Origin of the sequence: Agathobacter sp. LCP21S3_B2, assembly GCF_052118705.1 — a bacterium.
Classification (GTDB): domain Bacteria; phylum Bacillota; class Clostridia; order Lachnospirales; family Lachnospiraceae; genus Roseburia.
Genome location: NZ_JBQKGQ010000007.1, coordinates 54832 through 81737, shown reverse-complemented (window position 1 = coordinate 81737; position 26906 = coordinate 54832). Strand labels below are relative to the sequence as shown.

23 protein-coding genes and 1 pseudogene are annotated in these 26906 nt (G+C 38.5%); all 24 read right to left on the bottom strand.

The annotated features are described in order from the left end of the window. Nucleotides 1–291: 291 nt before the first annotated feature. Nucleotides 292–1269 carry a YifB family Mg chelatase-like AAA ATPase gene (locus ACTQ1L_RS06775; protein WP_441366157.1) on the bottom strand — a complete coding sequence of 326 codons (978 nt, stop codon included), beginning with the start codon at nucleotides 1267–1269 and terminating at the stop codon, nucleotides 292–294. Further along, complete coding sequence (locus ACTQ1L_RS06770) at nucleotides 1254–1814, bottom strand: transposase (protein ID WP_441366244.1); 561 nt, start codon at nucleotides 1812–1814, stop codon at nucleotides 1254–1256. The genes ACTQ1L_RS06775 and ACTQ1L_RS06770 overlap by 16 nt, the downstream gene beginning before the upstream one ends. A gap of 103 nt (nucleotides 1815–1917) precedes the next feature. Further along, the gene (locus tag ACTQ1L_RS06765; RefSeq protein ID WP_441366156.1) at nucleotides 1918–2262 is read right to left on the bottom strand and encodes a helix-turn-helix domain-containing protein; all 345 of its coding nucleotides are present in this window, start codon (nucleotides 2260–2262) and stop codon (nucleotides 1918–1920) included. A 427-nt stretch (nucleotides 2263–2689) separates the two neighbouring features. Next, nucleotides 2690–3160, bottom strand: a pseudogene (locus tag ACTQ1L_RS06760) (phosphoglucosamine mutase); the annotation flags it as partial. A gap of 328 nt (nucleotides 3161–3488) precedes the next feature. Beyond that, the gene (locus tag ACTQ1L_RS06755) at nucleotides 3489–4907 is read right to left on the bottom strand and encodes a lipopolysaccharide biosynthesis protein (protein ID WP_441366154.1); all 1419 of its coding nucleotides are present in this window, start codon (nucleotides 4905–4907) and stop codon (nucleotides 3489–3491) included. Further along, nucleotides 4907–5833: an acyltransferase family protein gene (locus ACTQ1L_RS06750; protein ID WP_441366243.1), complete on the bottom strand. Its 927-nt coding sequence runs from the start codon at nucleotides 5831–5833 to the stop codon at nucleotides 4907–4909. The genes ACTQ1L_RS06755 and ACTQ1L_RS06750 overlap by 1 nt, the downstream gene beginning before the upstream one ends. Nucleotides 5834–5868: 35 nt before the next feature. Next, nucleotides 5869–6000 carry a hypothetical protein gene (locus ACTQ1L_RS06745; RefSeq protein ID WP_441366152.1) on the bottom strand — a complete coding sequence of 44 codons (132 nt, stop codon included), beginning with the start codon at nucleotides 5998–6000 and terminating at the stop codon, nucleotides 5869–5871. Further along, the gene (locus tag ACTQ1L_RS06740) at nucleotides 5993–6907 is read right to left on the bottom strand and encodes a GNAT family N-acetyltransferase (RefSeq protein WP_441366150.1); all 915 of its coding nucleotides are present in this window, start codon (nucleotides 6905–6907) and stop codon (nucleotides 5993–5995) included. The genes ACTQ1L_RS06745 and ACTQ1L_RS06740 overlap by 8 nt, the downstream gene beginning before the upstream one ends. After that, entirely contained in the window at nucleotides 6904–8001 is a 1098-nt protein-coding gene (locus ACTQ1L_RS06735; RefSeq protein WP_441366148.1) for a DegT/DnrJ/EryC1/StrS family aminotransferase, read from the bottom strand. Before ACTQ1L_RS06735 ends, ACTQ1L_RS06740 begins: the two co-directional genes overlap by 4 nt. 3 nt (nucleotides 8002–8004) lie before the next feature. Beyond that, nucleotides 8005–9465, bottom strand: coding sequence for a hypothetical protein (locus ACTQ1L_RS06730; protein WP_441366146.1), 1461 nt, complete (start codon nucleotides 9463–9465; stop codon nucleotides 8005–8007). After that, complete coding sequence (locus tag ACTQ1L_RS06725; RefSeq protein ID WP_441366144.1) at nucleotides 9462–10727, bottom strand: hypothetical protein; 1266 nt, start codon at nucleotides 10725–10727, stop codon at nucleotides 9462–9464. Before ACTQ1L_RS06725 ends, ACTQ1L_RS06730 begins: the two co-directional genes overlap by 4 nt. Further along, entirely contained in the window at nucleotides 10720–11835 is a 1116-nt protein-coding gene (locus ACTQ1L_RS06720) for a Coenzyme F420 hydrogenase/dehydrogenase, beta subunit C-terminal domain (protein WP_441366143.1), read from the bottom strand. The genes ACTQ1L_RS06725 and ACTQ1L_RS06720 overlap by 8 nt, the downstream gene beginning before the upstream one ends. Then, complete coding sequence (locus tag ACTQ1L_RS06715; RefSeq protein WP_441366141.1) at nucleotides 11819–12928, bottom strand: polysaccharide pyruvyl transferase family protein; 1110 nt, start codon at nucleotides 12926–12928, stop codon at nucleotides 11819–11821. The genes ACTQ1L_RS06720 and ACTQ1L_RS06715 overlap by 17 nt, the downstream gene beginning before the upstream one ends. Nucleotides 12929–12996: 68 nt before the next feature. After that, entirely contained in the window at nucleotides 12997–14139 is a 1143-nt protein-coding gene (locus ACTQ1L_RS06710; RefSeq protein ID WP_441366139.1) for a glycosyltransferase WbsX family protein, read from the bottom strand. 2 nt (nucleotides 14140–14141) lie between these two features. Continuing rightward, nucleotides 14142–14930, bottom strand: a complete 789-nt coding sequence (locus tag ACTQ1L_RS06705; protein ID WP_441366138.1) for a polysaccharide deacetylase family protein — start codon at nucleotides 14928–14930, stop codon at nucleotides 14142–14144. Between the two features lie 10 nt (nucleotides 14931–14940). Next, nucleotides 14941–15981, bottom strand: a complete 1041-nt coding sequence (locus ACTQ1L_RS06700) for a glycosyltransferase family 2 protein (protein ID WP_441366136.1) — start codon at nucleotides 15979–15981, stop codon at nucleotides 14941–14943. 4 nt (nucleotides 15982–15985) lie between these two features. Continuing rightward, nucleotides 15986–17164 (bottom strand): Coenzyme F420 hydrogenase/dehydrogenase, beta subunit C-terminal domain, encoded by a 1179-nt coding sequence (locus ACTQ1L_RS06695; RefSeq protein ID WP_441366134.1) that lies wholly within the window; start codon nucleotides 17162–17164, stop codon nucleotides 15986–15988. Then, complete coding sequence (locus ACTQ1L_RS06690; RefSeq protein WP_441366132.1) at nucleotides 17161–18351, bottom strand: polysaccharide pyruvyl transferase family protein; 1191 nt, start codon at nucleotides 18349–18351, stop codon at nucleotides 17161–17163. The genes ACTQ1L_RS06695 and ACTQ1L_RS06690 overlap by 4 nt, the downstream gene beginning before the upstream one ends. Beyond that, a complete protein-coding gene (locus ACTQ1L_RS06685; protein WP_441366131.1) occupies nucleotides 18352–19413 on the bottom strand; it encodes a glycosyltransferase in 1062 nt (353 codons plus the stop codon). It abuts the gene before it with no gap. A gap of 173 nt (nucleotides 19414–19586) precedes the next feature. Further along, on the bottom strand, nucleotides 19587–21035 hold the full coding sequence (locus ACTQ1L_RS06680; protein WP_441366130.1) for a sugar transferase: 1449 nt from the start codon (nucleotides 21033–21035) through the stop codon (nucleotides 19587–19589). A 292-nt stretch (nucleotides 21036–21327) separates the two neighbouring features. Next, nucleotides 21328–22848, bottom strand: a complete 1521-nt coding sequence (gene hemZ / locus ACTQ1L_RS06675; RefSeq protein WP_441366129.1) for a coproporphyrinogen dehydrogenase HemZ — start codon at nucleotides 22846–22848, stop codon at nucleotides 21328–21330. Continuing rightward, nucleotides 22845–23474: an MBL fold metallo-hydrolase gene (locus tag ACTQ1L_RS06670; RefSeq protein WP_441366128.1), complete on the bottom strand. Its 630-nt coding sequence runs from the start codon at nucleotides 23472–23474 to the stop codon at nucleotides 22845–22847. Before ACTQ1L_RS06670 ends, hemZ begins: the two co-directional genes overlap by 4 nt. 55 nt (nucleotides 23475–23529) lie before the next feature. Beyond that, on the bottom strand, nucleotides 23530–25881 hold the full coding sequence (locus ACTQ1L_RS06665; RefSeq protein ID WP_441366126.1) for a RelA/SpoT family protein: 2352 nt from the start codon (nucleotides 25879–25881) through the stop codon (nucleotides 23530–23532). Nucleotides 25882–25956: 75 nt separating this feature from the next. After that, nucleotides 25957–26901, bottom strand: a complete 945-nt coding sequence (locus tag ACTQ1L_RS06660; protein ID WP_321110478.1) for an ROK family glucokinase — start codon at nucleotides 26899–26901, stop codon at nucleotides 25957–25959. Between the last annotated feature and the right edge of the window lie 5 nt (nucleotides 26902–26906).

Genomic DNA, 26906 nt, shown 5'->3' with positions numbered 1-26906 from the left:
TACATCACCACTACTTATATTATAATTTCTATCAGACATATTATTACAAAATATATTTTAAAGATAATTATAAATGAATACCGATATTTGAAAACACATGAGCGACGCAGAATTACTCTGCTTTGAAATGATTTAACGATATCGCACTTACTAACGATAACCTTATTCTATCGTTAAAGGGTTTCAAATACAAGTCTTATTATTTACCCTGTGTTGCGATATCAGGAATTGGATAGGCATAATTCCACCTTAGCATCCGTGAAAAAGTTTTATTTCAAGGTATTTCTACATTTATGCTTGTATCAATTTCGTTGTCCTTTCGTTCATTGCGGCAACAAACATGAAATTAGATGGGAACGTATGAGTCCCGTTTACACGGGAGATGGAAACTTTTTTATCTTCTACAGGTTGGCGGAGCGCATCTAATGTGCGTCTTGAAAACTCAGCAAGTTCATCCAGAAACAACACCCCATTGTGGGCCAGTGAAACCTCTCCAGGCATAGCGTTCACTCCCCCTCCGATCAGGGCATTCAATGAAGCATTATGATGAGGGGCACGAAAGGGGCGCTGCTTCATAAGCGCATGCCCGTTGGGAAGAAGTCCCGATATACTATATATTTTGGTCACTTCCAGGCATTCTTCCTCTGTCATCTGTGGAAGTATCGTTGGAATCCTTTGTGCTATCATCGTTTTCCCACAACCGGGTTCTCCGATCATCAGCATATTGTGTCCGCCAGCCGCCGACAGTGTCACTGCATCAATTAATTCATCCTGTCCCTTGACATCTGCAAAGTCCAACAGGTTTTCCTGCCATATCGCATTTTCTTCTTCCGGCACTGTACTTCCATATGTTTTTTTCCCTTCCAGATAGCGTAATACATCCAATAGCGTTTCGAACCCCAATATCTGGATCCCCTGTACTAATCTGGCTTCCACCATATTTTCCCTGGGAACAATCACACTTTTATATCCATGTTTCTTTGCTGCAATGATCATTGGCAGGATCCCTCTGCTGGGCCTTAATCTTCCGTCTAAGGAAAGCTCTCCGATCAGTCCATACTGGAGAATATTCTTTGCATCTATCAGATCCGCCTGCTTCAGTACTCCAACAGCCATTGCCAGATCAAAATGGGAGCCGCACTTCTTTTTATCAGAAGGAGCCAGACTGATGATCGATATCATAGGCTGGCCTTCCATGGTCTTCGTCTCTATATCTACAGGATATGCATCGATTCCCTGGATCGCAAAACTCTTTACCAAGGTAGCCATATTTCATCCTCCTCAATTTCTTTATGTATCTCCGACTCCGTAACCATGTATTTATGGCCAATATCCTCTACGAAATCCCTGTATCTGTGAACACTTTTCCCTTTAAAATATCCCAGCGTCCTTTCCTTTACCGTGATCTGGTCATCCGATATGCCAAGCATGGTGCGGTAACTGCTCCACTTATAATCCTCTGGATGGGCAGCCATACGGGCTTTTACCGGATTCAGATGGATGTAACGGCTGGTCTGCAGAAAATATGCATCGTCTTGAACTAAACATGATTTATATCGTCCTTCAAACAGATGTCCCTGGAATGCATTCATGCTGTTATAGTACTGTGCATAATTGTGGGCCAGATTCTTCATAAATTTCCATACCTCATATTCTGATGTTTCCACCAAAAGATGATAGTGATTTGTCATTAAACAGTATGCATGGAGTTTGCACTGATTTCTCTTCAGTTCCTTCGATAGTATTGATAAAAACATATGGTAATCATTTTGATCTGAAAATATCTCTTTTCTCCGAATCCCTCTCTGCATGATATGATATATAGCTCCCCTGTACCATTCTCTTAATCTTCTCGCTATGTTTCACCCCTCCCATTCTCTTTAATCAATATCGTTATTTACGGATTTTTAATGGAAATCAATGTTCCATTATTTTTTTAGCATACGCAAGCAGTTGTGTTCTCTCCTCAAAATCCATTTCCCCAAATACTTCTATTAACAGCCTTTCCTCTGTATTTTTGGGAATAACAACATATTCTTTGTTACGCCCTCGATGGCTATCCTCTGAAACGCCCGACAATAAGTATTCCGGGGTAACCTCTAATGCAGCACATATTAATAATATCTTGTCCGATCCCGGATTGGTATTCTTCTTCCTCCAATCACTGATCGTTGTAGTCGCAATACCGGTTCTTTCAGAAAATTCTTTCTGGGTCATACCCTTTTGTTTTAGCAGTTCGAATATTCTCTGTCCTACTGTCATCTTAACATCTCCATATCGTTATTTACGGATTTTACCACATAATCAAACATAGTACAACTCATTTCATTAAGTTTATAGAATTTTAATTTGCACCTGACACCTTGTGTTTTTTCCATGATTTTGTTCCCTTTCTCATAATAGTTAGAGTAAAATGCTAGCATCTAGCAAAGCAAAATGTAGTAAAACACTAGCACTTCCTGTTATTCATTATGAGTTTTACAAATCAGTTATGCAATCTGTCGAATTATTTTGTGTTTACCGAAAATCCGGCAAAACAACAAACCCGCCAAGCCATCTATTACTGGGCTTGACGGGTATTTTATACTTGTTTTCCTGCAAAAGTCAGGTTTATATACAATCAATAGTCTGTGTATTGAATTTATTATTTTATAAAAATTTAATGGTGCCTGACCCCAGAAAGTTTCTGGTCACGAGAGGCAAACGGAAGCTCGTCCCACGACTTTCCAAACAGATTCAGCTTTCCATCCAGATAGTCTTCTACCAGATTGATGGTTTCCTCATCCATCTTTTCTCCGTGCCTGTTGATGAGTTTGATGCCATTGTCGTAGTAGGGATTATGACTTGCGGAAATCATAATGCCGCAGTCAAACTCATCCATACGGGCAATGTAGGCCACGGAAGGCGTGGTGGTGACGTGAAGAAGATAAGCATCCGCACCAGAGGCTACCAGTCCTCCCACAAGCGAGTACTCAAACATATAGGAGCTGCGGCGGGTATCCTTGCCAATCACAATTCTAGCAGGAGACGAGTCATTGTTCTGATGCTTCAGCTGGGTGTAGTACCAGCCCAGGAAGCGGCCTACCTTGAAGGCATGGTCGGCGGTTAAGGTGCAGTTGGCTTCCCCACGGAAGCCATCTGTTCCGAAATATTTTGCCATTGTTTTGTCCTTCTTTTTGAATTTACAGATTGAGTAGTGGGTTTCCTACCCCTTCCCCCACATCTGCTGTGGCGTGTTTTTATTATTTTTTCTTGTTCTGCTGTGGTGTGTTTTTTCTTCCTACCTTATTTTGTAGGCTTTCAGTTGTTTGGATTGATAGTTGCACAGGAAGGACAAAATCAGGTAGGTCTTTTTTACTTGTCTTGCAGACAACTTTCAAACCACTCTACTAGCAAAGCATATCTACTCTTATTATAACTTCAAATTCTCACGCTACATGATAGTAAGGTAGAAGTGAAGATTTGAAGTTTAGTTGCACATAATACCATTATTTCTTTATCATTTTCACAAGCTTCATAACATCATTCCTGTATAAGAAAGTAAAATAAGAACAGAAGATGATAGCTAATCCCAATCCTAGAATAACATTGTTTGGAATGAACAATCTCCAAATAACAAAAAATAATATCATTCCTAATGTTGCTGCAATAAACTTCTTTTCAACAACCATCAGTTTCATCTTGTAAAGAATGATTACACATATCACGTCCGAAATTGCGTAACCCATTAGAGTAGCTAGTGAAGCACCTTCAATTCCTAATACCGGAATTAAGAAGTAGTTTATTGCTATATTTGATGCAGCACCAACAGACAGAATAAATAAATTCGGCCAGGTTTTCTTAACAACTATAAACTGATTACAAGCAACCTGAAATAGCATCTGCAGCAATGGTGCTAAAAACAGATATGGAGCGACTATGTATCCTGATAAGTATTGTTCTGTAAAAAGGATCTTAAATAAAGGATATGAAAACACACAAATAAAGGCCGTTGCAGCAAAAGAGATAATACCCAGGTATTCAAATATCATTGAATTGCTTTTGACTTGGTTATCCTCTTTCATGGTCGAAAACGCAAAGTACTGCCATCCACCAGCAAATGCCGTATAAATCAATTGACTTGCATGCCCCAACTTTGAACCAACCGAATAAATACCTGCTGCCCCTATACCAATCATGTTGGTAATCATTACCTTATCACAGGAATTAAATACCCAGTAGATAAGAAAATTTGGTAGTAATGGTATAGCAATAACAAGAAGCTGTTTTAGAAGAATTTTATCAAATCTTCTCAGGCTAAACCATTCCTTATTCATTATCCAAAATGCAAGTTCCATTGTCGCACCAGATACAACAGCTGCAAAAGGTAAAGCAACTGTGTAATAACCAGCCAATAACATTGGGATGGAAATAGCATATGAAAGGATTGGACTTACTGTATTCGTAACCAGGAAAATCTTCCTTTTGTTCTGCATCCTGGTAGGAGCTGAAATAATGCTGTTAGTTGCACCTACTAATGTGGCTATTGCTGAAAGATATACTATATACGCATACTTAGTATCGCTGAAAAAATACTGTGCTATTTGTTTCTTGAAAACAATTAAAAACAGGAAGACTACTACCGATGTGCATAATGTAAATGAAAAAGCAGTTGAACAAATATTTTTCTTATATTCGTCATCTTCCTTTTCAAAAAACATACGATACATTGCATCATACATTCCCATTACAGCAAATGCACTAGCAAATGATACTACAGTATTGGATAAATCACTTAAACCAAAATAATCCGTACTCGGCATCAGCCTTGTTACAATCGGCACCATAATTAAAGGTATGATTTTGCTGATAATGCCACCTAATCCATATACTAGAAAGTTTTCAATAAATAGTTTTAGCTTGTTCATTACTTCCCTTTCACATAAATCTCTAATGATGGTAATTTACAATTTCTTTTTATGATACCAAATACCGCCTTCTCAAATTTAGCGTATAAAAGATAAACAACCCAACACCCCAAGTAAATCAAAACAGAAGAAATCACCATGTGACTAATTAACAAGAAAACATTGTAATTTACAAATTTTTCTACACCTATGTGTTTAATAAATCTTTCATGTAATAAATACACAGTAAAGCTTCCCTTTGCCAATGAATTAATGAGTTTGCTATTTTTTATATTGATTCTTTTGAATAATAGAAAAGCGCAAACTGCCGATATAATTACTAACGGGTTGCAATACTCCCATGCTGTTTTTTCTGTAAAGTAACCAATGTTATCATTTATTACAGACCATATAGTCATGGCAGCTACACATGCCAATAGCCCAGCAACTAATTTATTTGTGTTAACTTTAGATATATGTTCTGATTCAAAGCGAATATACGCTCCTACACAATAGCATAAAGTAAAGTTAACTATTGAGTACCCATATTGACTTCCATACATCCCGATACTGCTCAAGCCATTAAAACTGTGTTTAGTCACCTCGATAAATACATCTACTATAGTAGGATACACTGAGAACAACAGTATCAAAGTACAAATAAACAACTTCCTTTTCCTTAAATCCAATTGTTCAAAGATAAGGTTGATGTATGGTGAAATGATAAACACTACAATGTACAGAATAACAAAGTAGTTAGCAGGTATTAGGGCCCCAATAAGTCCACGAATACTAAAATTGCATTTTATCATACTGATTAATGCATATTTTAAAACAGAGAATATTATCACTTGAGCAAGTAACTGTATTGGTTTCCAAAGGTCTCTTTTATTAGATGATGCCATAAAATATGCGGATATAATCATAAATAGATTAACAGCGCATATAAAAATGGATTCAACAGCATTAAGAAACCAATAATTCAGGCTTCCATACTTAACAAAGGATAACCCCCCCCGATGGAAGGATTATTATAGTGAAGAATTATTACACCCAGCATTGCTAAAATACGCAGCAGCTCAATATTTGATTCTCTGTCTCTTCTCTTATCCATCAATCATCCCTCTAAACTCTTCATAATCTCTGATATAGTCTTCAACTTCGTAATAATCTGAAGCAGCCACACAGAGAACAGAGTCTTTCTGTAACCAAAGCATTTCACGCCATGTAGGTTCTTCAATAACCACACCAATAGATGGATCGGAAAGTTCTATTTCTTCTCTGCCATGCTTGTTTTCAAGAATTAACTGTATTCTTCCATAGGGACAGAATAACAGCTGCCTTAGTTTCTTATGGGCATGGAAACCCCTTCTTGTCCCTTCTGGCACCTTTGATATATAGTACATTCTTTTGAATTCAAATGGAACATCATGTGTAGCTTCAAAGAAAGACAATTCTCCAGCGCCAACCGTTGGGATGGTTTTGATATGTACTATCTTACACCCAGCAACTTCAGTTCTATCATCAAGAACATCGCCCTTAAGTACGGAATACCATTTCAGGTTTTCCATTCCTTTATATCGCTCTAGTACAGAGCTTGGAATATCCAATGCTTCATGGAAATTGTGCTTATCATAGAAACGAACAGCTCTTTCATTCTCTCGTGATACACACCAATAGACACTTTCTAATCCATACTGTTCAAATGCCAGCCTGATGATTTCTTCCATTCCATACCAGGAATAACCTCTACCCATTGCAGATTTTCTTACGGTTATTGCGAATTCCGCACTTCCATCTTCCACATTTTTTAAGGATACCGTCCCCATGTACTCATCTTCATCAGAAACAACGGCAAGATGGATATTCTCTTCTTTATTAGCTGAAGCCAAAATAAAAGACTCTGCATCCGCTAAAGTCTTCTCTATGAAATTTCCTTTTAATTTCCCAACAACACTCTCATCATGCATCCATTCAAGCATTAAGGGAGCATCTTTTAATTCCAGATTTCTTAGTCTCATTTGAACTCATTCACCCTATCAATCACATAGTGTACTTCTTCATCTGTCATTCCATAATACATAGGAATAGAAAGCTGAGTAGAAGAAATCTCCTCCGCAATTGGGAAGTCTCCTTCTTTGAATCCAAGGTCCTTATAGCATTCCTGAAGATGCATAGGAATTGGATAGTGCTTGTTTGTTCCAATGCCAGCATCATTTAAAAACTTCTCAAGTTCATCTCTTCTCTTGCATCTGATTCCAAAGATGTGCCAAACCGGATTTGCATATTCTGGGACATAAGGAAGAATAACTTCTTCATTCTTGATACCATCAATGTACTTCTGTGCAATTCTTCTTCTCTCTTCATTCATTCTGTTCAAATGAGGAAGTTTTGCAGCAAGGAATGCAGCCTGCAGTTCATCAAGGCGAGAGTTGTTTCCCTTATAAATGTGATGGTATTTGTAGTCGGAACCATAATTGCCTAAAGCGCGAACCTTCTTTGCAAGTTCCTCATCATTAGTCACTGTTGCTCCGGCATCACCAAGTGCTCCCAGGTTCTTTCCTGGATAGAAAGAGAAACCAGCTGCATCACCAAAAGAACCGATTACTTTTCCCTTATATGTTGCACCATGGGCTTGCGCACAGTCCTCCACTACAAATAAACCGTATTTTTTCGCAATGTCCATGATTGGATCCATATCGCATGGCTGGCCATAGAGATGAACCGGCATAATTGCTTTTGTTTTTTCAGTAATAGCTTCTTCAATTCTTGACGGATCAATGTTGAAGGTGCGGATGTCTGGCTCTACAAACACCGGAGTTGCACCTACATAAGTAACTGCTAAAGCAGTAGCAATATATGTATTTGAAGGAACTATAACTTCATCTCCTGCACCTACTCCAAGTGCTTTAAGTGCAAGGAAAAGCGCATCCAAACCATTGCCAACTCCAACACAGTATTTACTGTCGCAATACTCAGCAAATGCTTTTTCAAAAGCTTCGTCTTCCACGCCTTCGATGTACCAGGAACGAGTATAAACTCGATCAAAGGCTTCTCTTAATTCTTTATCTAATTCAGCCTCCATAGGCTTAAATGTTACAAAAGGTATTTTCATACATTATACTCCTTTTCTTAACTTAATCTTTTGAAGCGCTCCTACTATGAATAACAACGGAAAATACTTTAATGTTGTTTTTCTTGTATTTCGATTGCAAAGAATACTAGCTAGTTTATACTTATTTAATCCGCACAAATATTCATTTCTAAAAGTAGTAGTATCAAATTTCTTATATTTAATTTCTAATTTGTTTCCGCATCCATTCATTGCGAAGTTAAAATATTCTGAGAACTTATCTTCATTCATAACCGCGCACATCATCTGATAGCCGCGTTTTTTCCTATAATCGTCACTATTAAGTAACTTAGTCACTTCGTCCAGTAATATATCTATATCCTCAAATTCTATTCCAAGATTAGACTGATTTAATAGAAAACCATCTGACATATAGTCATTTTTCAAAGTTACTGGAACAACACCTGCACTAGCTGCAAATTGATACATCAATCCTCCACAAACTGGATATGTGCTTAAATATACTGTCGAGTGTAGCATTATCTGATATAAATCAGGTCTTTCATTCGTATGGTATACTCTACCAACATATTTTTGAGACAACTCTTTTAACTTGGAGTCATCCCCCATCCCTGCATACCAAAAAATAACATTTTTATTATTACTCAAAATTTTATCAACGATTTTATAATATGTAAAATTAGAATCAATTGTTTTATATAATGCGCCTCCTGAGAAGACAATTTGTTTTCCTTCGTTTATTTCAAAAGGATACCCCAGGAACTCTCTCTCTTTGTGCAAATCCGGATAAAACGGTAGTTTGATTATTTTATCTTTTTCTATTCCTCGATAATAATGAGTTACAGATGCACCATAGTCTCTAAATTCAATACAATAATCTATGCATCTTGCTCCGAGCCAAAATGCATGATCTGTTAGATTAATTTGTAATCTTCTTACTTGTCCTTCCAAAGCATACAATACTGTGGTAGCAACGACATCGTTAGGTACTGAATAAAAGAAAAAATCTTTAGCACTGTATTTTAAAACAATCGACTCTAGTTGCTCGATTTGTTCCAATAGTGATTTACCTTTTCTTGTGATGAACTCCATTTTCCCATGCGAATTGGTTACAATTTTTTTGATATCAGGAATTCTACTAGAATTTTCAAAAAAAGTGATGTATATGACTCTATTATTTTTACATAGTTCTTTAAGGTAAATCTGTATCAATCCTCGATCGTTATGCCCAAATCCATCGTAAAACAAAACAACATCTGAACTAGATTTTAAACAACGAAACTCTTGGTGCATACCCAGACTATTTGAAATACTGGCCAAATACCCTTCCAATTCATCATCAACATAATACAAATTAGAATGATAAATTACATCTGCACAATTCGATATCAGCTCTAAAGCGCCACATACATTCAAAGGGAGTTCTTTCTTTATATTTTTTTTAAATCTATGTATCAACTTTTCAACATATTGTTTACTGATCATTCATATTTCCTTTCACTATTAAAAGTAGCATGATGTTCCAATCCTCCAAGCATTATGATCATAAAATGAAAAGCAAGCATATTAGGTCTCTGGTATAAATTCGCAATAATACAAATCACGATTGGCCAAACATTAATGAATCTTTTAGTATAATTTTTAGCAAACAAAATAATAGTTACCAGCTCCGCAAATAATCCAACAAAGCCATAATCATATAAAAGATTGTAAAAAGAAAAACCATCTACTACAGCAATTGCCTGGACTTTTGATAAACTCCCAGGCCCATGCCCAAACAATAATTCTCTTGTTCCGTCATTAAAGCCCTGATATACAATCTCCAAATATCGGGCATTTGTACGATTATCACCAGATATTATACCATCTACAAATCTAAACCTTGATTGAAAATAAGCTATGTTAGGATTTGAAAATGGAATGTTCATGAATATCAAATACCCAATTACTAAACCAAAAATTATATAGGCTCCTTTTCTTTTGTTCATAACTGCTTTTAATAATAAAGCTAAACCACAAATAGCATAAAATGCAAAAGAGAAAGATAGAATTCCGGCAATTAATATAATAATATTCCTTCGTCTTTTAATATTAAAATCTTCAACACATAAGAATAAGCCTGCTATCGTTCCAACAACACCGGGTTCATCAAACATTCCACAAAGTTTAAATGTCCAAAAATCTGATTGGTATGCTTGTATTCTATTGACAGCAAACGGATAAACTCTATATGCTACACCAATTGTTTTTTTCATTACTTCTTTACTATCTATAATAGTATATGGCAAACTAATGCCTACTATTTGGCATCCATATATGATTATTGGTATAACAAACGACAAAGAAACCATTGTATAGAATATGGTATACGTATTCTTTGTTATCTTCTCGGGAAGCAGTACTACCATTATTAACACTATATACGGAACATATCCAACGCTTATTATTGTTTCGAAATTTGTTGAAATAGTTATATTGGCTATTGGCATTAATAATAAAAGTAATACAATTATTTTTTCTATGCTATTGAGCTTTATTGGCTTATTACGCAAATATAAACAACCCAATAATATCGATAAAATTGCAAACCATGTGGAATATGATATCGAAAAAAAACTTGCAAATAGTCCTCCCTTATATGTTCCCCAAGTAAAATACGGACCTAATGATAAAAAGGCATACAAAGCAAAAAACCAAGCGATTAAATCAGCATATTTTATTTTTCCATTTTTTAACAATCTATTCATCTATACTCCCCCCAACTTTAATCAAATGTAGTTTTATTAGTATTCCTTTAATTGTTTGCCGTAAAACCATCTTAGGCAATACCGCAAATGTTGCTGATTTAAAGCTCTTTCCTTCTTCAATTTTCTTCATGAATTTCACTCTCTTATCTGTCAAAATAGATGGATGAGAAAGTTGATGATTATTCGCAATAGCATTTTCTAAATCCACATTCTGAAGTTCCATTTCTGCCATACAGATAAGTTGCTTTCCCTTCTTAGTTTGTGTGAGCAATAACGAAATCCCATTCTTCTCTTGTTCTTTATATTCAGTTCCCCAAGAATCTCCGAGAGTCAAATCGGACACTCTTTCAATTGAAGCAAATTGGCAAGAATAGCAGTTTTCCGTATAATCGACCGATGATAAAAAGGCACATAAATAATGATCCATAGCTAATAGAAACGACACCTCATGGTTATTGCTGTTTAATCCCATATTAGTTTTTGTACGAAATCTAATATCCATTAATTTATCTAACCGATATCCACTTTCGTTCAAATACTTTTCAAGCAATTTAACAGAAGGCGTTCCATGACAAATAAGATCAATTGTATATAAATTATCTTGTTTTTTTACATAATTCTTTAATGCAGCTACCTGGCATGGTAGACCAATAAACAGAACCTTATCAGTCTTTAATCTTTCCTGTATTTTTTTATATATTCCAGTGGGATTACTCTTTACATATTTAGAGCCAGCAAATTTTTTTGCGACAAATAGGTCATTGGTTATGTCGAAATAAAACCTTCCGTCTTGAAATAGACATGAAGCAACGAAACCGCCATCTTGAATAAAAGATTGTATTATAGCTGAAGCAGCTCCACCTGATGTGGAATACTTTCGGATTTCAGCAGGAGCCCATCCTTGCTTCCATTCAATAGGTTTTATCTTTTCTGGTTTATTTACATTAGGACATGTTTTCTCGCAAATCTTACAATTAATACATAAATCCTCATCTATTGCAGCATTAAAGGCCGTTATTTCATCTCTAATTTTTATGCATTTTTTAGGGCAAGCATCAGCACAGGCCATACAGCCATTACATTTATTTATTTCACATACTGTTTTCATTATAACGTTCTACCTCTTCTAAAACAGTATCAATATACTCATTAATTCTTTTTCTTTCATTACTCAAAATATCATTTACAGCATTAAAATTAACAGGTCTATTTATAACGTCAAAATCAGAATAATCTGCTATATGTCGATGCTCACTCTTTACAAGTTTTAGAAAATCCTCTATTCTTCCACCAAAGTCTTTTGGGTATACACAAATAGGTTCTGTATTAAGATTCATCGAAAATGCCGTTGCGTGGAAAGAATCTGTTAACACATATTTTGCTCCATCTATCAAACTAATAAAATCAAAAACTTCAGGAACTAAGATGCTTTTTCCACATCTATAAAACTGATCATATCTAGTGCAAAATCTTACGAGTTTTAAACCAGTTACTTTTGAGAGTTTTTTTGCATAATTATCGAACTCTTTGCTGCGATTTAGATTATAGATCAATATGTAATCTCCATCTATCTTTCTCTTTGAAGAATAGTTTCGCCACGCATCACCACTAAGTGAAATAGTTGGATCACACAGTTGAATTCCATTTTTATAGTGATACTGCTCCTCTAAAATATTAAGTCCACTTTTTTCTCTAACAGATATATGTTTATATTGGTCTATATATGGCTTAGTTAGTTTAATTTCATTTTCATCAAGTTTTTCTAATCCAAAACTTGCTGATAAGGCAAATTTATACTTCTCTTTCGGAATAAAACTTAGATACAACGGATAGTCAATACATCTATTCCAAATTGAATTCCACACTTGATCACTTCCAGTACAATACGCATCTGCATCAGAATTATATCCATTAAAATCATCTAAGCTGCTATATTTTTGAGGCGTAAGATTTAGATTATCTTTGCAAAAATCATTGAATACTTTTTTCCATTTGATTGCTGTCGGATATATTGCTAAAGCCTTAATTGGATTTCCTTTAGACCAGGTACTTACTATATTTTCCGGGAGCAAGTGTCTTTGAACATAATCGATAAAAACAACTTCACAGCCATGGTTTTCCAATAATTTTTTTGTTGCAAGCGCCTGTAATGCAGATCCATAATTTTGAACACCATGCATTGTAATTACTTCTATTTTCATAATTTCCTCAATATATAAGATTTTAAAATAACTGATACTTTCAAGACACAAAAATTATTTTAATGATTTCAATCTATAATAGCTTCTTTTAAAGCATCCAAAAACTCATGCCCATATTTGATATCCGGCTCAAGATATGCGCCTTCTCCCCACTCGTTCCATGCAAAAACAAACAGAATTCGTTTCTCAAAAGGCTTATCTTTAACTCTATCTAAAGCCATCTCAATTGATCTTTTGAAAGCCTCAGGAGAGTTATTATAATAAAATTCAGCATCACGTCCTTTTCTAGGAGTTTTATCATATCTTGGTACCAATTGTGGATATACATCAAGCCTTTCATCCTGATCGTTATATAAGTATTTAATGATTTTCTCATAATCATAGGCATCTTTGCCCAACTGCAAACTGTATCTATTCAAAAAAGTATTAAGTATCTTTCTATAATACCCCTTTACCATAACTTCTGCTTGTCGCATAGTTGACGGTGCAATAGCATTAAATCCCTTTGCTATCAAACCGTCATAAATATTCTTAACATTTTTATTTATCTCATCCTTACTAGACTTTAACGAGAATTTCCCCGTAGAAACACCTCTAGCGACAAAATGAATTCCTTTTAACCCGTTTTGTTTTGCTAATTTGTTCCAAAGTTCAATAAAAAACTCCACATCCGGTATTGCATCTGGATCAAATATCAGGAACAGTGGCTTATCATCAACAGTAATATAACGTTTATCTTTAAACGCAGGAAGAACTGTATTGAAATGCATCGTATAATCTTCTTCCCCTAAATATTCTTGTTTAATGAAGGTGGTGTCCTGCTGAAATCTATCCAATTTTTGCCACGTTTTATTACTCCAGCTGTGATTTGCCCAACCTAAACAAAAAGGAAAATTAGGTTTCCCGGTTTCCAATACTTCATTAAAAGGTCTTTCAAGTATTCTTCTACCATTTCCGAACCAATAATGCCAATAACAGAATCCTTCTATTCCAGCTTCTTTAGCAAGTCTAGCTTGTTCTTCTCTTACTTCAGGCAAACGCAAATCATAAAAGCCTAAGTCAGACGGAATCTGGGGCTGATAATGCCCCTTATACAAAGGTTTTGCTTTTGCAACATTTGTCCATTCAGTAAATCCTTTTCCCCACATTTCATCATTTTCTTTCACAGGATGAAACTGAGGCAAATAATATGCAATTACTCTAGCTTTCATTATTAACTCTCCTTAAACAAATCATTTGTTCTGCACATAAGAATATTTCCTTTTTTCAATTGTTCTGATAAATATTTACACAAATTGAAAAAATCATCATAATCCCAGGAAAATAAATCTTTATAATAATCTTCGCCTGGCTTTAGTATGCTATGCAACATAAGAATACAAACAGAATCGGAATCTAAGCTATTTTCCCTCAATCTATTTATCAATTTTTTCACTTCACGGAGCTTGTTGTCTCTAATCACAGGGAAACTATGTAAAAGAAACTTTGCCTCATTCTCAATAGAATCTTCATTAACCCAAGCATATAAAGACGATAGATGAAGAACTCGATTTAATCTTCTGAGCCAAATCTTTGTCTGGCTCATCTTTGTGTAATCGTTGCTAATTCGCAAATATCTAATGCCATTCTCATTGAATTTTTCTTGAGCAATTTTTAAGTCAGACAATTTAAACTCAGAATGCGGACTAGCAACACCGTTGATTTTTGCATTAGGTAATAACTTCCTGAGTACCAAAACACCATTCAGTAAATTTTCAATGTCGTTATCATGCGTATATCCGTGACCTGCAATTTCGAACAATTCACATGCTGCCAATTCGTTCAATTCATCCAAATTCATCGGTGCATGTGGACCCGGTTTATCATTATCTGCAATATTTTGGAGAATGTATCCTGTAGTTATATTAAATGTTGCCGGGATATCTAGAGGTTTCATTATTTCCATAGCAGCTCTATAATTATCTTTTCTTCCATCGTCAAATGATAAAATAACTCTTAACATATACCCTCCATCAAGAGTGGCTCTTTTGCCACTTTCTTAACATTCCTAAAGCGTGAATAATAAAAAACAGCTTTCTTTTAATCATAAATACAATTATTTGTCTGCTTTTTGAAACACCTTTCATATCAGCATTGTTCAAAGCATCAATAATTGTTTCATTCTCCAAATACTTCTTGCATTTTTCTTTCTTCTCTTTATATCTATCAGGATTAGCCGGATTAAAAAAACCGCTAATAACAGCTGCAACAATAGCGTAGATTAAGCGATTTCTATACGCTCCAATTAAATCATTATTATTAAATTGACTTTCAATTTTTTTCTTTATTTCTTCGAAACAGTCGATTACAAGATAAATATTTTTTTCATTATATGAAGAAGAAATAGATTCATCATTATATATGTAATGATAGAGATATTTTTTAACAAATATTGCATTTCTAATATTCCCAAACAAGTCAATATTGAATACAATTCCTTCTGCGCCCTGCTTTAAAAGCTCATTATGAAAGATACTATTATCGATTAACACCGACCGTTTAATGAGTTTAGTAGTTGCCGTTGCGATATTGCTATTATAATTAAGCACCTGGGTTTGAAGCCACTTGATTTCATCTCCTACATATTCATGCCCGTCTTCTAAAACGTAATCATATTGCACGGATTTATCTGCGTAATCTTTTGACATGCAAAACATTAGTAAGTCGACATTATTTTCCAATACGCTCTTAGATAAAACTTCGCAAGTTTCAGAGTTAATCCAATCATCCCCGTCAACAAACATAATGTACTTGCCTTTGGCTTCTAAAACACCCTTATTTCTGGCTGACGACAATCCCCCATTTATCTTATGGATAGTCTTTATAAATTTCGATTTATTTGCGTACTCTTCACAGATTTCACCACAATTATCCGGCGAACCATCATCGATTAATAATACTTCTATATTTGTGTACGTCTGATTGACTAAACTCTCGATACATTTTCTCAAATATCTCTCCGGCACCTTGTATATCGGAACAACAATACTAATTAATGGTTCTCCTCTATCCATAATATCATCCCTTTATTTTTCTTTTTACCTTCTTCACAATCAGATCTAATCCAATAACATTTAAAACTCTTCTCGTATACTTTTTTAAGTATACTTTTACAGACATCGGAACCCATTTTTCTAATAATGAATCCATACTCATCGATCTATAATCACTAATAAAATTGTTTCTATTTTTATTTAAAAAGAATGTTTCCTTTATACCCTTAGCAACAACGTTCGTAGGCGCCTCAACAAAATTGAAAGAACACTTTATTTTATCAAATATCTGCATGCCTTTTTGAGTATGAATTAACATTCGGGTTGCTCCTTTTGTCTCATCCAATGCGTTAGTCAAATCAGAAACATTGAAACAATCCCAAATTGTGAAATCACTGCATCTATCAGTTGTCCTAAAATTACATGTTGGGCATGAGGGCCTAAGACTCAAACCAGAAAAAAACATCCTTAACCACTGATCTGACTCGATTCCATTTCTCTTAACCGTTCCATTAGCATACTTAACTTTCATCGTTGAGTACTGATAACCAAGCCCCTTATCGCGAAAAACGACTTCTTGCACTTTATCGAGTTGTTGTAGTTTTTCTACATAATCTCTCCACATACCAGGGGAGGGAACTCCACGGCATACAACATCAACTGTAATAAGATTTTCGTAGTCTTTTTTTAAGAAATTTTTGAATCCCTGAATTTGGCATGGCGTTCCACTAAAACAAACCATCCTGCCATTTTCCAGTTCATTTTTTGCATCCTTAAATGTGTCACCTACAGAGCTCTGCACGTATTTTGAACTACGGAACTTTAATAACTCTTCTTTTTTTTCAACCTTGGTATGTCTAATAATAAAATCGTCGCTAGTCATTTCGACACCAAAAACAACTCCGTTTTGTCTTAAAACATATTCTGCGATTGTTGTAAAGCTTCCTCCAGATGTGCTTTGAAGCAACACTTCTTTATCTTTATTTTGAATAATACAGGAAGAAACAACCCCATTTTTCTTATTATTATGTTCCTCTAATGGGCAAACCTTCTCACACAATCCACAATTAATACAATCATCTTTATTTGCCTTTGGATACAGGAAACCTTCTTCATCCTCTATCATGGAGATGCAATTCTTTGGACATACACTATAACAAGCACTACATCCTGAGCATTTCGATTTATCTTTTATTTCAATCACAAATCTGTACTTCCTTCATCTTTTAATGCAGTAATCAGGTATTGATAAGATTCTTCTCTAATCTTTTGCAGATTATTATAAACGTTCTCATAATCTATATTCATATCCAAACACGTTTGAATATCTTCATCGCCATTAAGAACTCTTCCTTTAACTCCTGCCAGATTGAACAACGTATCCAACCTTGAGTTTGTTGAAGACTTTGTTTTTCTTGCGTATCTCTTGAAAGTAAAGAACTCTTTTTTGTATAGCATGGAGAACAATGAACAATGAAATGAATCTGTACAAACATACTGTGCGTTTCTAATTAAATTTAAGAAATCCGCCGGATCAACATCGTATGGTGTGTAATCAGCATATCCTTCATCGCTCTTCACATATTCATCAAGGTGGGTTAGCGCGACAATCTTACAACCCGTTTTTTCTTTCAACCTTTTTGCAAATTCACGGTGTGGAGGATTATTTCCTAAGAAGTAGCACAGAATATAAGGTTCATTAATCTTTGCTTCTTCTTTTTGGATACTCATCCACTCATCACCGGTAAATAACAATGTTGGATCACAAACTACGGGAACACTTCTCTCCGCTAACTCTTTAACCAGTTTTTGTCCGGATTCTTCTCTTACACCAATATGTCTAATCTTCTTCAAAAATACTGTTGCCTTTTTTGCTGAATCACTCGGAAGCGTGGACTGGCCAAAACTGGTAGCATATGCAATTGTATTTACTTCCTTTGGTACAAAGTTTAAAGTGTAGTAATCTCCTGCAATATTACCTGGAAGCCATAACTGATCACTTCCTACCAATACAGCACCATACTTGTCTTTACACTTGTTACCTAAATCAGCTTTACTGGTATATTTCTCAGAAAGTCTGAAACGCTCTTTGTAGAAATCATCAAACTTCTTATTTCTGATGATTGTATTTTCCTTATAGGCACCTTTTGAAAGTTTTCTTCTGAGCACATTTGTAGCCATACCCAGTTTAGAAAGAAGAATATCCGATGTTAACGAAGCTTTAGCAAAATAAAGCATTTTTGCCTTCTTAATTTCTCCGTTAAATCCAGAAATATCTATTGTTTCATTCTCATAACCGAGTTTATCTAAAGCCATTTGAGTGGCTAAAGCCTGAAGCATACTTCCATAGTTATGCTGAAAATAACAAGATACTATTCCTACTTTTTTCATCTATTTTCCAAACCTTCCCCTATATATCTCCGCATACCTCTCTGCCTGCCCTTTTACTTCATAATTCTCAAGCAGGTCCTGGTACGCCTTTTCTACATATTCTTCTTTTCTTTCTTCTATTGCTTTAACAAACTCATCCACATCGGAACAAACATAACCGTTCTCTCCATTATGGATAACATCTCTGTTTCCAATAACATCTGAAACAACACAGAGTTTCTTCATATACATTGCTTCAAGCAAAGAAATGGGAAGTCCCTCCCAGAGAGAAGTAAGCACAAAAACATCAGCATTCATACTTCTCTTAAGAGCTTCTTCTCGATTAACCCATCCGGTTATTTCGATATTTTTACTCTTCAGTTCTTCTCTTAATTCTCCATCACCAATCCACAGGAATTTGGTATCAGGCATTTTTTCAGCTATGGAGTTGAACAGCGCAGGATTCTTTTGATAGCAGATACGGCCTAATGTAAAAACAGTGAATGGACGATTTTTCTTTTCTACTTTATCAAGGCTTCTCTTCAAATCCGCTACATTTATCGCATTGTTCACATAAGTAGCATTCTTGGTCAGCTTCAAAGTTTCTTGATGTTCACCCAAGCTGCAGCTTATGGTTGTACAATTCCTTTTTGCCATCACAGTTTCAATAGCTTTGAACATTATTCTCTTAGCTGGCTTATAATTGGCCATTAAGAAACTATAGCCATGAGGTGTATAAAAAAGAGGAATATCCTTTCCGTTAAAAGCAATTCTTCCTATTACACCAGCCTTGCTGGAATGGAGATGAATAATGTCAGGCTTTACTTCTTCAGCAATTGCCTTTACTTCTTTTATTGCTTTCAGCTCTTGAGCTGGCTTTATTTCACGACAAAAAGACTTAACCTCTATCAAATGTATTCTTTTATCAAAATATTCTTTATAGTTTAAAGGAGTCTGAGGACGCACAGCATATGCGATATACATATCAAACTCATTTACAAGCTCGTTGGCGAGGTCAACAATGTAAGCAAAAACACCGCCGCCCATAGCTTCAACGACATATAATATTTTCTTTTTTGCCATGTCCTTTCTCCCCTCTTATGCTTATCTTTTTCTAAACCTCAGTACTATTGCCATTGCCAGTCCGATTTGAAGCAAAACATATCTGACAAACACCACCGTAAGAAATGAAAGCATATCCTCTAATTTTCTATGTACACATCCGTATGGATAGGTTTTCCCAATGCGATGGTTTTCTATATTGCTCCATCACTTTGCATAATACTTACAACAGTCTTAAAAATAATCCTTAAATCATTCTTAACACTCCACTCCCCAATATACTTGGTATCCAGCTTCACCACTTTCTCAAAGTCCGTGATATTACTCCTGCCACTCACCTGCCACAGTCCGGTCAATCCCGGTCTGAATGACATTCTGGCTCTGTGATGTGGTTCATACTTTTCCCACTCATCGAGTGTTGGTGGTCTGGTTCCTACCAGGCTCATATCTCCCACTAGTATATTGAAGAATTGTGGGAATTCATCCAGGCTTGTTTTCCTGATGAACTGTCCGATTCCGGTTTTCTTCTTTCCGTTTGGCAGCACCTTATTGCCTATGATTCTCGGGTCGAAGTCCATCTTAAACATCATTCCGTCGCCCACTTTATTCTGTGCCGCAAGCTCTTTCTTTCGCTCCTCGGCATCCATATACATGCTGCGGAATTTATACATCTTGAACTTTCTGCCGTTTCTGCCGACTCTCTCCTGTGCGAAGAATATCGGTCCCGGCGATGCTATGTATATCGCCGGTCCCACAAATATCATGATGATAAGTGTAAGTAGGCAGCCCACCAGTCCTCCGACTATATCCATGCCCCTCTTTACCAGAAGTGCGCTGGGATTTGCATAGTTCACACTTGATGTGACTACTGTGTAGTCGCCTATCTTTTCTATCAGCTTGTAGCCACCCTGGTCTGTGCCGTTTTTGGCTATTCCTGTATGTACTGCAATTCCCATCTCAAGGAATATATCTGCCATCTTCTCAGGATATTCATCCTCGCTGCAAGGCGGAATAAATACCTCATCTACCCACTCATCGCACGCATAGTCCACTATGCCATCGTGGTTTGCCACTATCGGTATATTGCATATGGTCTTGCCTTTCAGGTCTGCATCCAGCGCTGCCGCCACTATCTTTGTATATCCTATACAGCTTTTCTCCACTGTGTGCAGTGTATCACGAAGCATAGCATCAGGCGCTATAACAAACAATGATCTCTTCGATTTAGCAAAGTCCTTTTTCTTAAGGAAATTCTTCAGCGCCATTCTGCCGATATATGCTATTGTTACATAGATTGGAAACATGATATAAAATGATAATCGCGAGTATATATCAGCCATCTGTGTGGTGAACAGGAAAAGTGCTGTTACCAGAAATACAAGCACTGCATGCTTGCAGGTCGATATGAACTCATCCAGATATCCTCGCTTCAGCACGTTCTTGAATGAGTCTGCCATTATCTCCACAAAGAAATCTATCAGAAGGAAGGCTACACCGAGTATGCGGTAGTCCTTGTCTACGTATGGATTATTAAAGCCAAAGCGTATTACATATGAAATAAAAAATGCTATCAATATGCATATGATGTCCAAAAGCATGAAGTCTATATGCTTTGTCCATCCTCTGCCTTTCTTTCTGTACATTCTTTCCAAATTCTCCTTGTGGTATCTCTTATTTTCCTCTATACCTGCTACAGGGGAGGCACCTTAGTCCCCCCACCCGAATTATTTTAGCCAGTTTTGTTTTCTGTCTGTTTTATTCGGTTATTTGTATCTTTTTATGTATCTAATCAAGGTTTTTCAATAACATAGTTTACTCATTTTTTATGCTTTGTCAATGAATCTCATGGTTTCTTTACAATTTTCGACATATTCGCCAATCGCTATAGTATTATTGATACAAATATTATACATTATTTTATAGCGTATATATCTTTTACTTCTCAAACAGTCTCTGCTTCCTCTCTATCATCTCATCAATCCTTGCGATATACTGCCCTACATCCTTGACATTCTCGCATCTGTCGATTCGGTGGGTGCCATCCGGATTCGGTACCGGCCAGACGCGCTTGGTGCTTGCTCCGGCTCCGCACGCCACGATAGTTTGCTTCTCCTCCATAATCAGTATGTTGTATACGCCTGCCTTGCCCTTTGCCGCATAGCCCACGTTCTCCATATTGCCTGCCATACCTTTCTGCCTGTAGAGGTAGTATGGCTCAAGTCCCATCTGCTTACAGTAGGCTGCGCAGAGATCCATATGTTCCTGAGTGTTGACCATCTGCATATCGCTGTAGCGGTCCTTGAAGATGGTGAGTCTTGCAGCTCGCTTTACTGCGAGTGAGTGGATAGTGACGTTGTCAGGTGCCAGCTCCTTCACCAGCTCCATTGTGTGCCTTACATCATCGAGTGTCTCCTCAGGAAGTCCCATAATGAGGTCCATGTTTATGTTGTCAAAGCCCAGCTCACGCGCGAGCTTGAAGCTTTGTATCGTGTCGTCTACTGTGTGGTGTCTTCCTATTATATCGAGTGTCTGCTGCTTCATGGTCTGTGGATTGACCGATATACGGCTGATGCCGTTTTTCTTTAGTGCCATAAGCTTTTCTTTCGTGATGGAGTCCGGTCTGCCTGCCTCCACGGTAAATTCCAGGCAGTCCTTTAAATCAAAGCTGCATTTGATTTTTCTGATAAGCCTGTCAAGCTGGGCAGGGCTTAGTGTGGTCGGTGTGCCGCCTCCTACGTAGATGGAGTTTAACTTCTTGTGATAGAATTTCTGTGCTGTGTAGTCTATCTCCTTCTCGAGTGCGTCGAGGTAATCGTCTACGCGGTTTTTCCACACGCCGAGTGGGTATGACGTAAACGAGCAGTATGCACAGGTGCTCGGGCAGAATGGTATACCTATGTACAGGCTGTAGCCGTTGTCATAGTCCACCTTGTCGAGCAGTGCCTTCTCACGCTTTGCTATCCCTATTGAGAGGTCGATTTTCTCATCGCTTGCGAGGTAGGTTTCCTTCAGATAGTCGTAGGTTTCCCTATCGCTCATGCCGTCCTCTATGCACTTCATGGCTATCTTGGTCGGTCTGATGCCTGAGAGTGTGCCCCATGGAAGGCTCTTTCCTGTTCCTTTTTCTATCATGGAATATAGGGCGAGCTTGAGACGGTTTTTGGTTTCCTTACGGTCTGTACCGGTCACGGATATTTTTGTGCAAATACTTTTTCCGGCTGTTTTAATGTCAATTTCATCACCCACATAGTCTATCTTAAATACCTGTGAGGCATCCGCAAATTCTTTTATGCCATCGTCTGTCATCTCGTGGTGTGTGCAGGCCAGGTTTTTCCCCTCCACCTCATCAGGTGAGCAGCTATAGTACATCTGCACATCTTCCTGCGGGAAGAACTCCTTGAGCAGTGAGTGCACATCATATTCAAAATCCGGTTTATTAAATACTACTACTATCATAAGTAAGGGTTATACATCCTCTCGTTTTCTATGGTTGTTGTGTCGTTGTGGCCCGGGTAAACCTCTGTATGCTCAGGCAGTGTCATGATTTTTTCCTTCACCGTGCGCACGAGGTCTGACATGCTGCCGCCCTTGAAATCCGTACGTCCGATGGAACCGCAAAACAGCGAATCTCCTGTAAAGATCACGTCCTCATACGGGAAATAATAGCAGCAGCCGCCCGGTGTATGCCCCGGTGTGTGAAGCACTACTATATGAAAGCCTGCGATGTCAAGCTCCTGCTTATCCTTCAAAAATACATCTGCATAAAAAGTCTTTGACTGACCCATCATGTAGCTGACATTGAGCTGCGGGTCGTCGAGTGTAGCCCTGTCTGCCTCATGGATATATATCTTGATGCCGTAGCGGTCTGCGAGTGGCTTTGCATCTGTGGCATGGTCAAAGTGTCCGTGTGTGAGCAGTATTGCTACTGGCTTTGCGCCTGATTCGTCCACTTTTTTGGCGAGCTGATCGGCACACGCGCCCGGGTCTATTATTATCATTTCCTTTGTCTTTATATTGGTGACAAAGTAGCAGTTGGTCTGCACCGGTCCCACTACGAAGTGGTCTATCTTCATATTTACCATATGAGTGTACTCCTTATCTGTTATATGTTATGCTTCACGCAAGAACCACCGGGATTTAGCCGGTGGTCCTCTCTACGTCTATTACACTTTCTATCTGTCTGAGCTTCTCCACTAGAACCTTTATCTGGTCCCTGCTTCTGATATTGAAAAATACCTCGATTGTAGCGATGCCCTGCTTGCTGGTCTTGGACTGGATACCACTGATATTGATTTCCTTCTCGGTAAATATCTTTGTGATATCTACGAGCAGTCCCGGCCTGTCATGACAGAATATCTTAAGGTCTGCCTGATACTCGGCACCGTTGTCCATGAGGGCTGTATCCTGCCACTCTGCTTCTATAAGCCTGTCCTTTTCTATCTTGGACAGATTGATGATATTCACACAGTCTGTCCTGTGGATGGAGATTCCTCGGCCTCTTGTGACAAAGCCCACGATTTCATCTCCCGGAACCGGATTACAGCACTTCGAGAAGTGTACTGCCACGTCATAGAGTCCGTGTACCACAATGCCGCTCTTTGACTTGTGCTCCGGCTGTATGCCTGCTGCCGCCTGCTGCTTTTCTGCGATGCTGCCAAGCACATCTGCATCTGTCACCGGCACCACATGATCCTTCTTGTACTCGTCGTACATCCTGTTGACTATCTGGCTCTCCTTGAGTCCGCCGTGGCCGACGGTTGCAAGGCATGAGTTCCAGTCGTGGAAGCCGTATTTGCGACGTATTTTCTCCTGATACTCAGGCTTGTTTATCTCAGCAAAGTTGATACCCTTTGCCTTGGCATAGGCTGCTATCAGATCCTTGCCGTGCTGTATATTCTCCTCCTTGAGCTCACTTCTGAACCACTGGTTGATCTTGTTCTTGGCCTGTGTGCTCTTTACGACCTTGAGCCAGTCACGGCTTGGTCCCTTGGAGTTCTGTGAGGTGATTATCTCTATCTGGTCACCGTTTTTGATGACATAGTCTATCGGCACCAGCTTGCCGTTTACCTTGGCTCCGACCATCTTGTTGCCGACCGCAGAGTGTATGCTGTAGGCAAAGTCTATAGGTGTGGAGCCCTTTGGCAGGTTCTTTACATCGCCGGACGGTGTGAATGCAAATACATTGTCGGAGAATAAATTTAAATCACTCTTTAATAAAGTCATAAACTCCTTATTATCCGACATGTCCTGCTGCCACTCGAGTATCTGGCGCAGCCAGCTGAGCTTTTCCTCCTCTGTGACAGTGGTGGTAGTGGCATTGCCGTTGTTTGCTTCCTTGTACTTCCAGTGCGCTGCGATACCGTACTCAGCTGTACGATGCATCTCATAGGTACGTATCTGTATCTCAAACGGCTGTCCGCTCGGGCCTATGAGTGTCGTGTGAAGCGACTGGTACATGTTCTGCTTCGGCATGGCAATATAGTCCTTGAATCGGCCCGGTATAGGCTTATACTTCTCATGTATGATACCCAGCACTGCGTAGCAGTCCGGTATGGTATCCACCAGAATTCTGATGGCAAATAGATCATATATCTGGTCTATCGTCTTATCCTGATTGACCATCTTCTTATATATGCTGAAGAAATGCTTTGCCCTGCCGTATATCTCTGCCTTGATACCGGCATCTGAAACATACTTCTTGACATCGTTTACTAAGCCCTGGATGTAGGTGTCGCGCTCTGCCTTTCTGAGGGCTACCTTCTCTACCAGATCATAGTATGCATCAGTATAGAGGTACTTCATACAAAGATCCTCGAGCTCTATCTTTATCTTGCTGATACCAAGTCGCTGCGCGATAGGGCAATAGATATCCTGTGTCTCTCTGGCGATACGCTGCTGTGCCTCCTTGGACTGGTACTTGAGTGTACGCATATTGTGCAGTCTGTCTGCCAGCTTTATGAGGATGACTCTGATATCCTTTGCCATGGCGAGAAACATCTTGCGCAGATTCTCAGCCTGCATCTCAAGCCTGTCCGCGTTCTTTTCCTTCGGATCCTTGGTGCTGTCTGTCAGATGCAGCTGCTTTAACTTCGTGACACCATCCACCAGATGTGCGACATCGTCTCCAAACTCCGCACGCATCTCATCCAGGGTCATGATGGTGTCCTCCAGCACATCATGGAGCAGTCCTGCTGCAATGGTTTCCTTATCCAGCTCGAGCTCGGCGAGTACTATGGCAACACACAGCGGATGTATGATATAAGGCTCTCCTGACTTACGCACCTGACCCTTATGGGCATCATAAGCTACCCTGTAGGCTTTGTCCACAAGGCTCGTGTCATCCGACGGATGGTACTTTTTGATTTCCTTTTTAAGCTCATCGTAAAGCTCCTCGGGACTCGTAAAATCCTTTATTCCCCTTATGCCGCTGGTATCTGAGCGAAATTTGTCCGCTATTTTTTCTAATTCTTCTGTTGAGTAATCTGCCAATAGTCTCACCTCGATTGTAGTGTATCTTTAGTAGCCATTATATTTTATTTCTTTAAAAATTGCAATCTTATGTTGTTAGCCGATAACCATCTTTACTCCGCCATACATGCCTGCTGAGTTGCCGAGTGTGGCAAGCTTGATTTCTGTCTCGCGGCTTGCATGGAAAGCATACTCTTTATAGTACTTTGCTGCTGTATCTATGATGATATTGCCTGCCTTTGAAAGGCCTCCGCCTACAACAAATACCTCAGGGTCCATAACGCATGCTACTGCTGCCATTGCCTTGCCGAGAAGCTTCATAGACTGCTCTACTGCCGCAATGCCCGCTGCATCTCCTGCCTTTGCCGCATCGCATACATCCTTGGCTGTGAAGCCTGCATTTAAATCAAGCTTTGTTGCCACATCCCTGTGTGCTGCAATGTATCTCTCTGCTACTCTTACAAGTCCGTTTGCTGATGCATACTGCTCTAAACAGCCCTTCTTGCCGCAGCCACAGCACTCTGACTCATCATCTACCATAGGCATATGTCCTATCTCTCCGCCTGCTCCGTTTACTCCGGCTACGATTCTGCCCTCGCGGATGATTCCTCCGCCTACGCCTGTGCCGAGTGTGAGCATGACTACATCCTGATGACCCTTTCCGCCACCCTGCCACATCTCACCGAGTGCAGCTACGTTGGCATCGTTTCCGGCCTTTACCTTGATGCCGCCGCACAGCACTGAGAGTGACTGTGCCACGTTGAACACGCCCCAGCCGAGGTTGACACATCTTAATACTGTTCCGTCATCCTTTACAGGTCCCGGCACTCCCATGCCTATACCCTCGATGTCACCCATCTCGATGCCATGCTTCTCGTTATTCTCCTTGATGGATGCTGCGATATCAGGCAGGATGAGCTCGCCGGAATTCTCTGTGCGTGTAGGAATCTCCCATGTATCGACAAGCTTTCCTGTGGTCTCGAAAAAGCCTATCTTTACAGTTGTTCCACCTATATCTACTCCGTATGCATATTGCTTCATTTTTC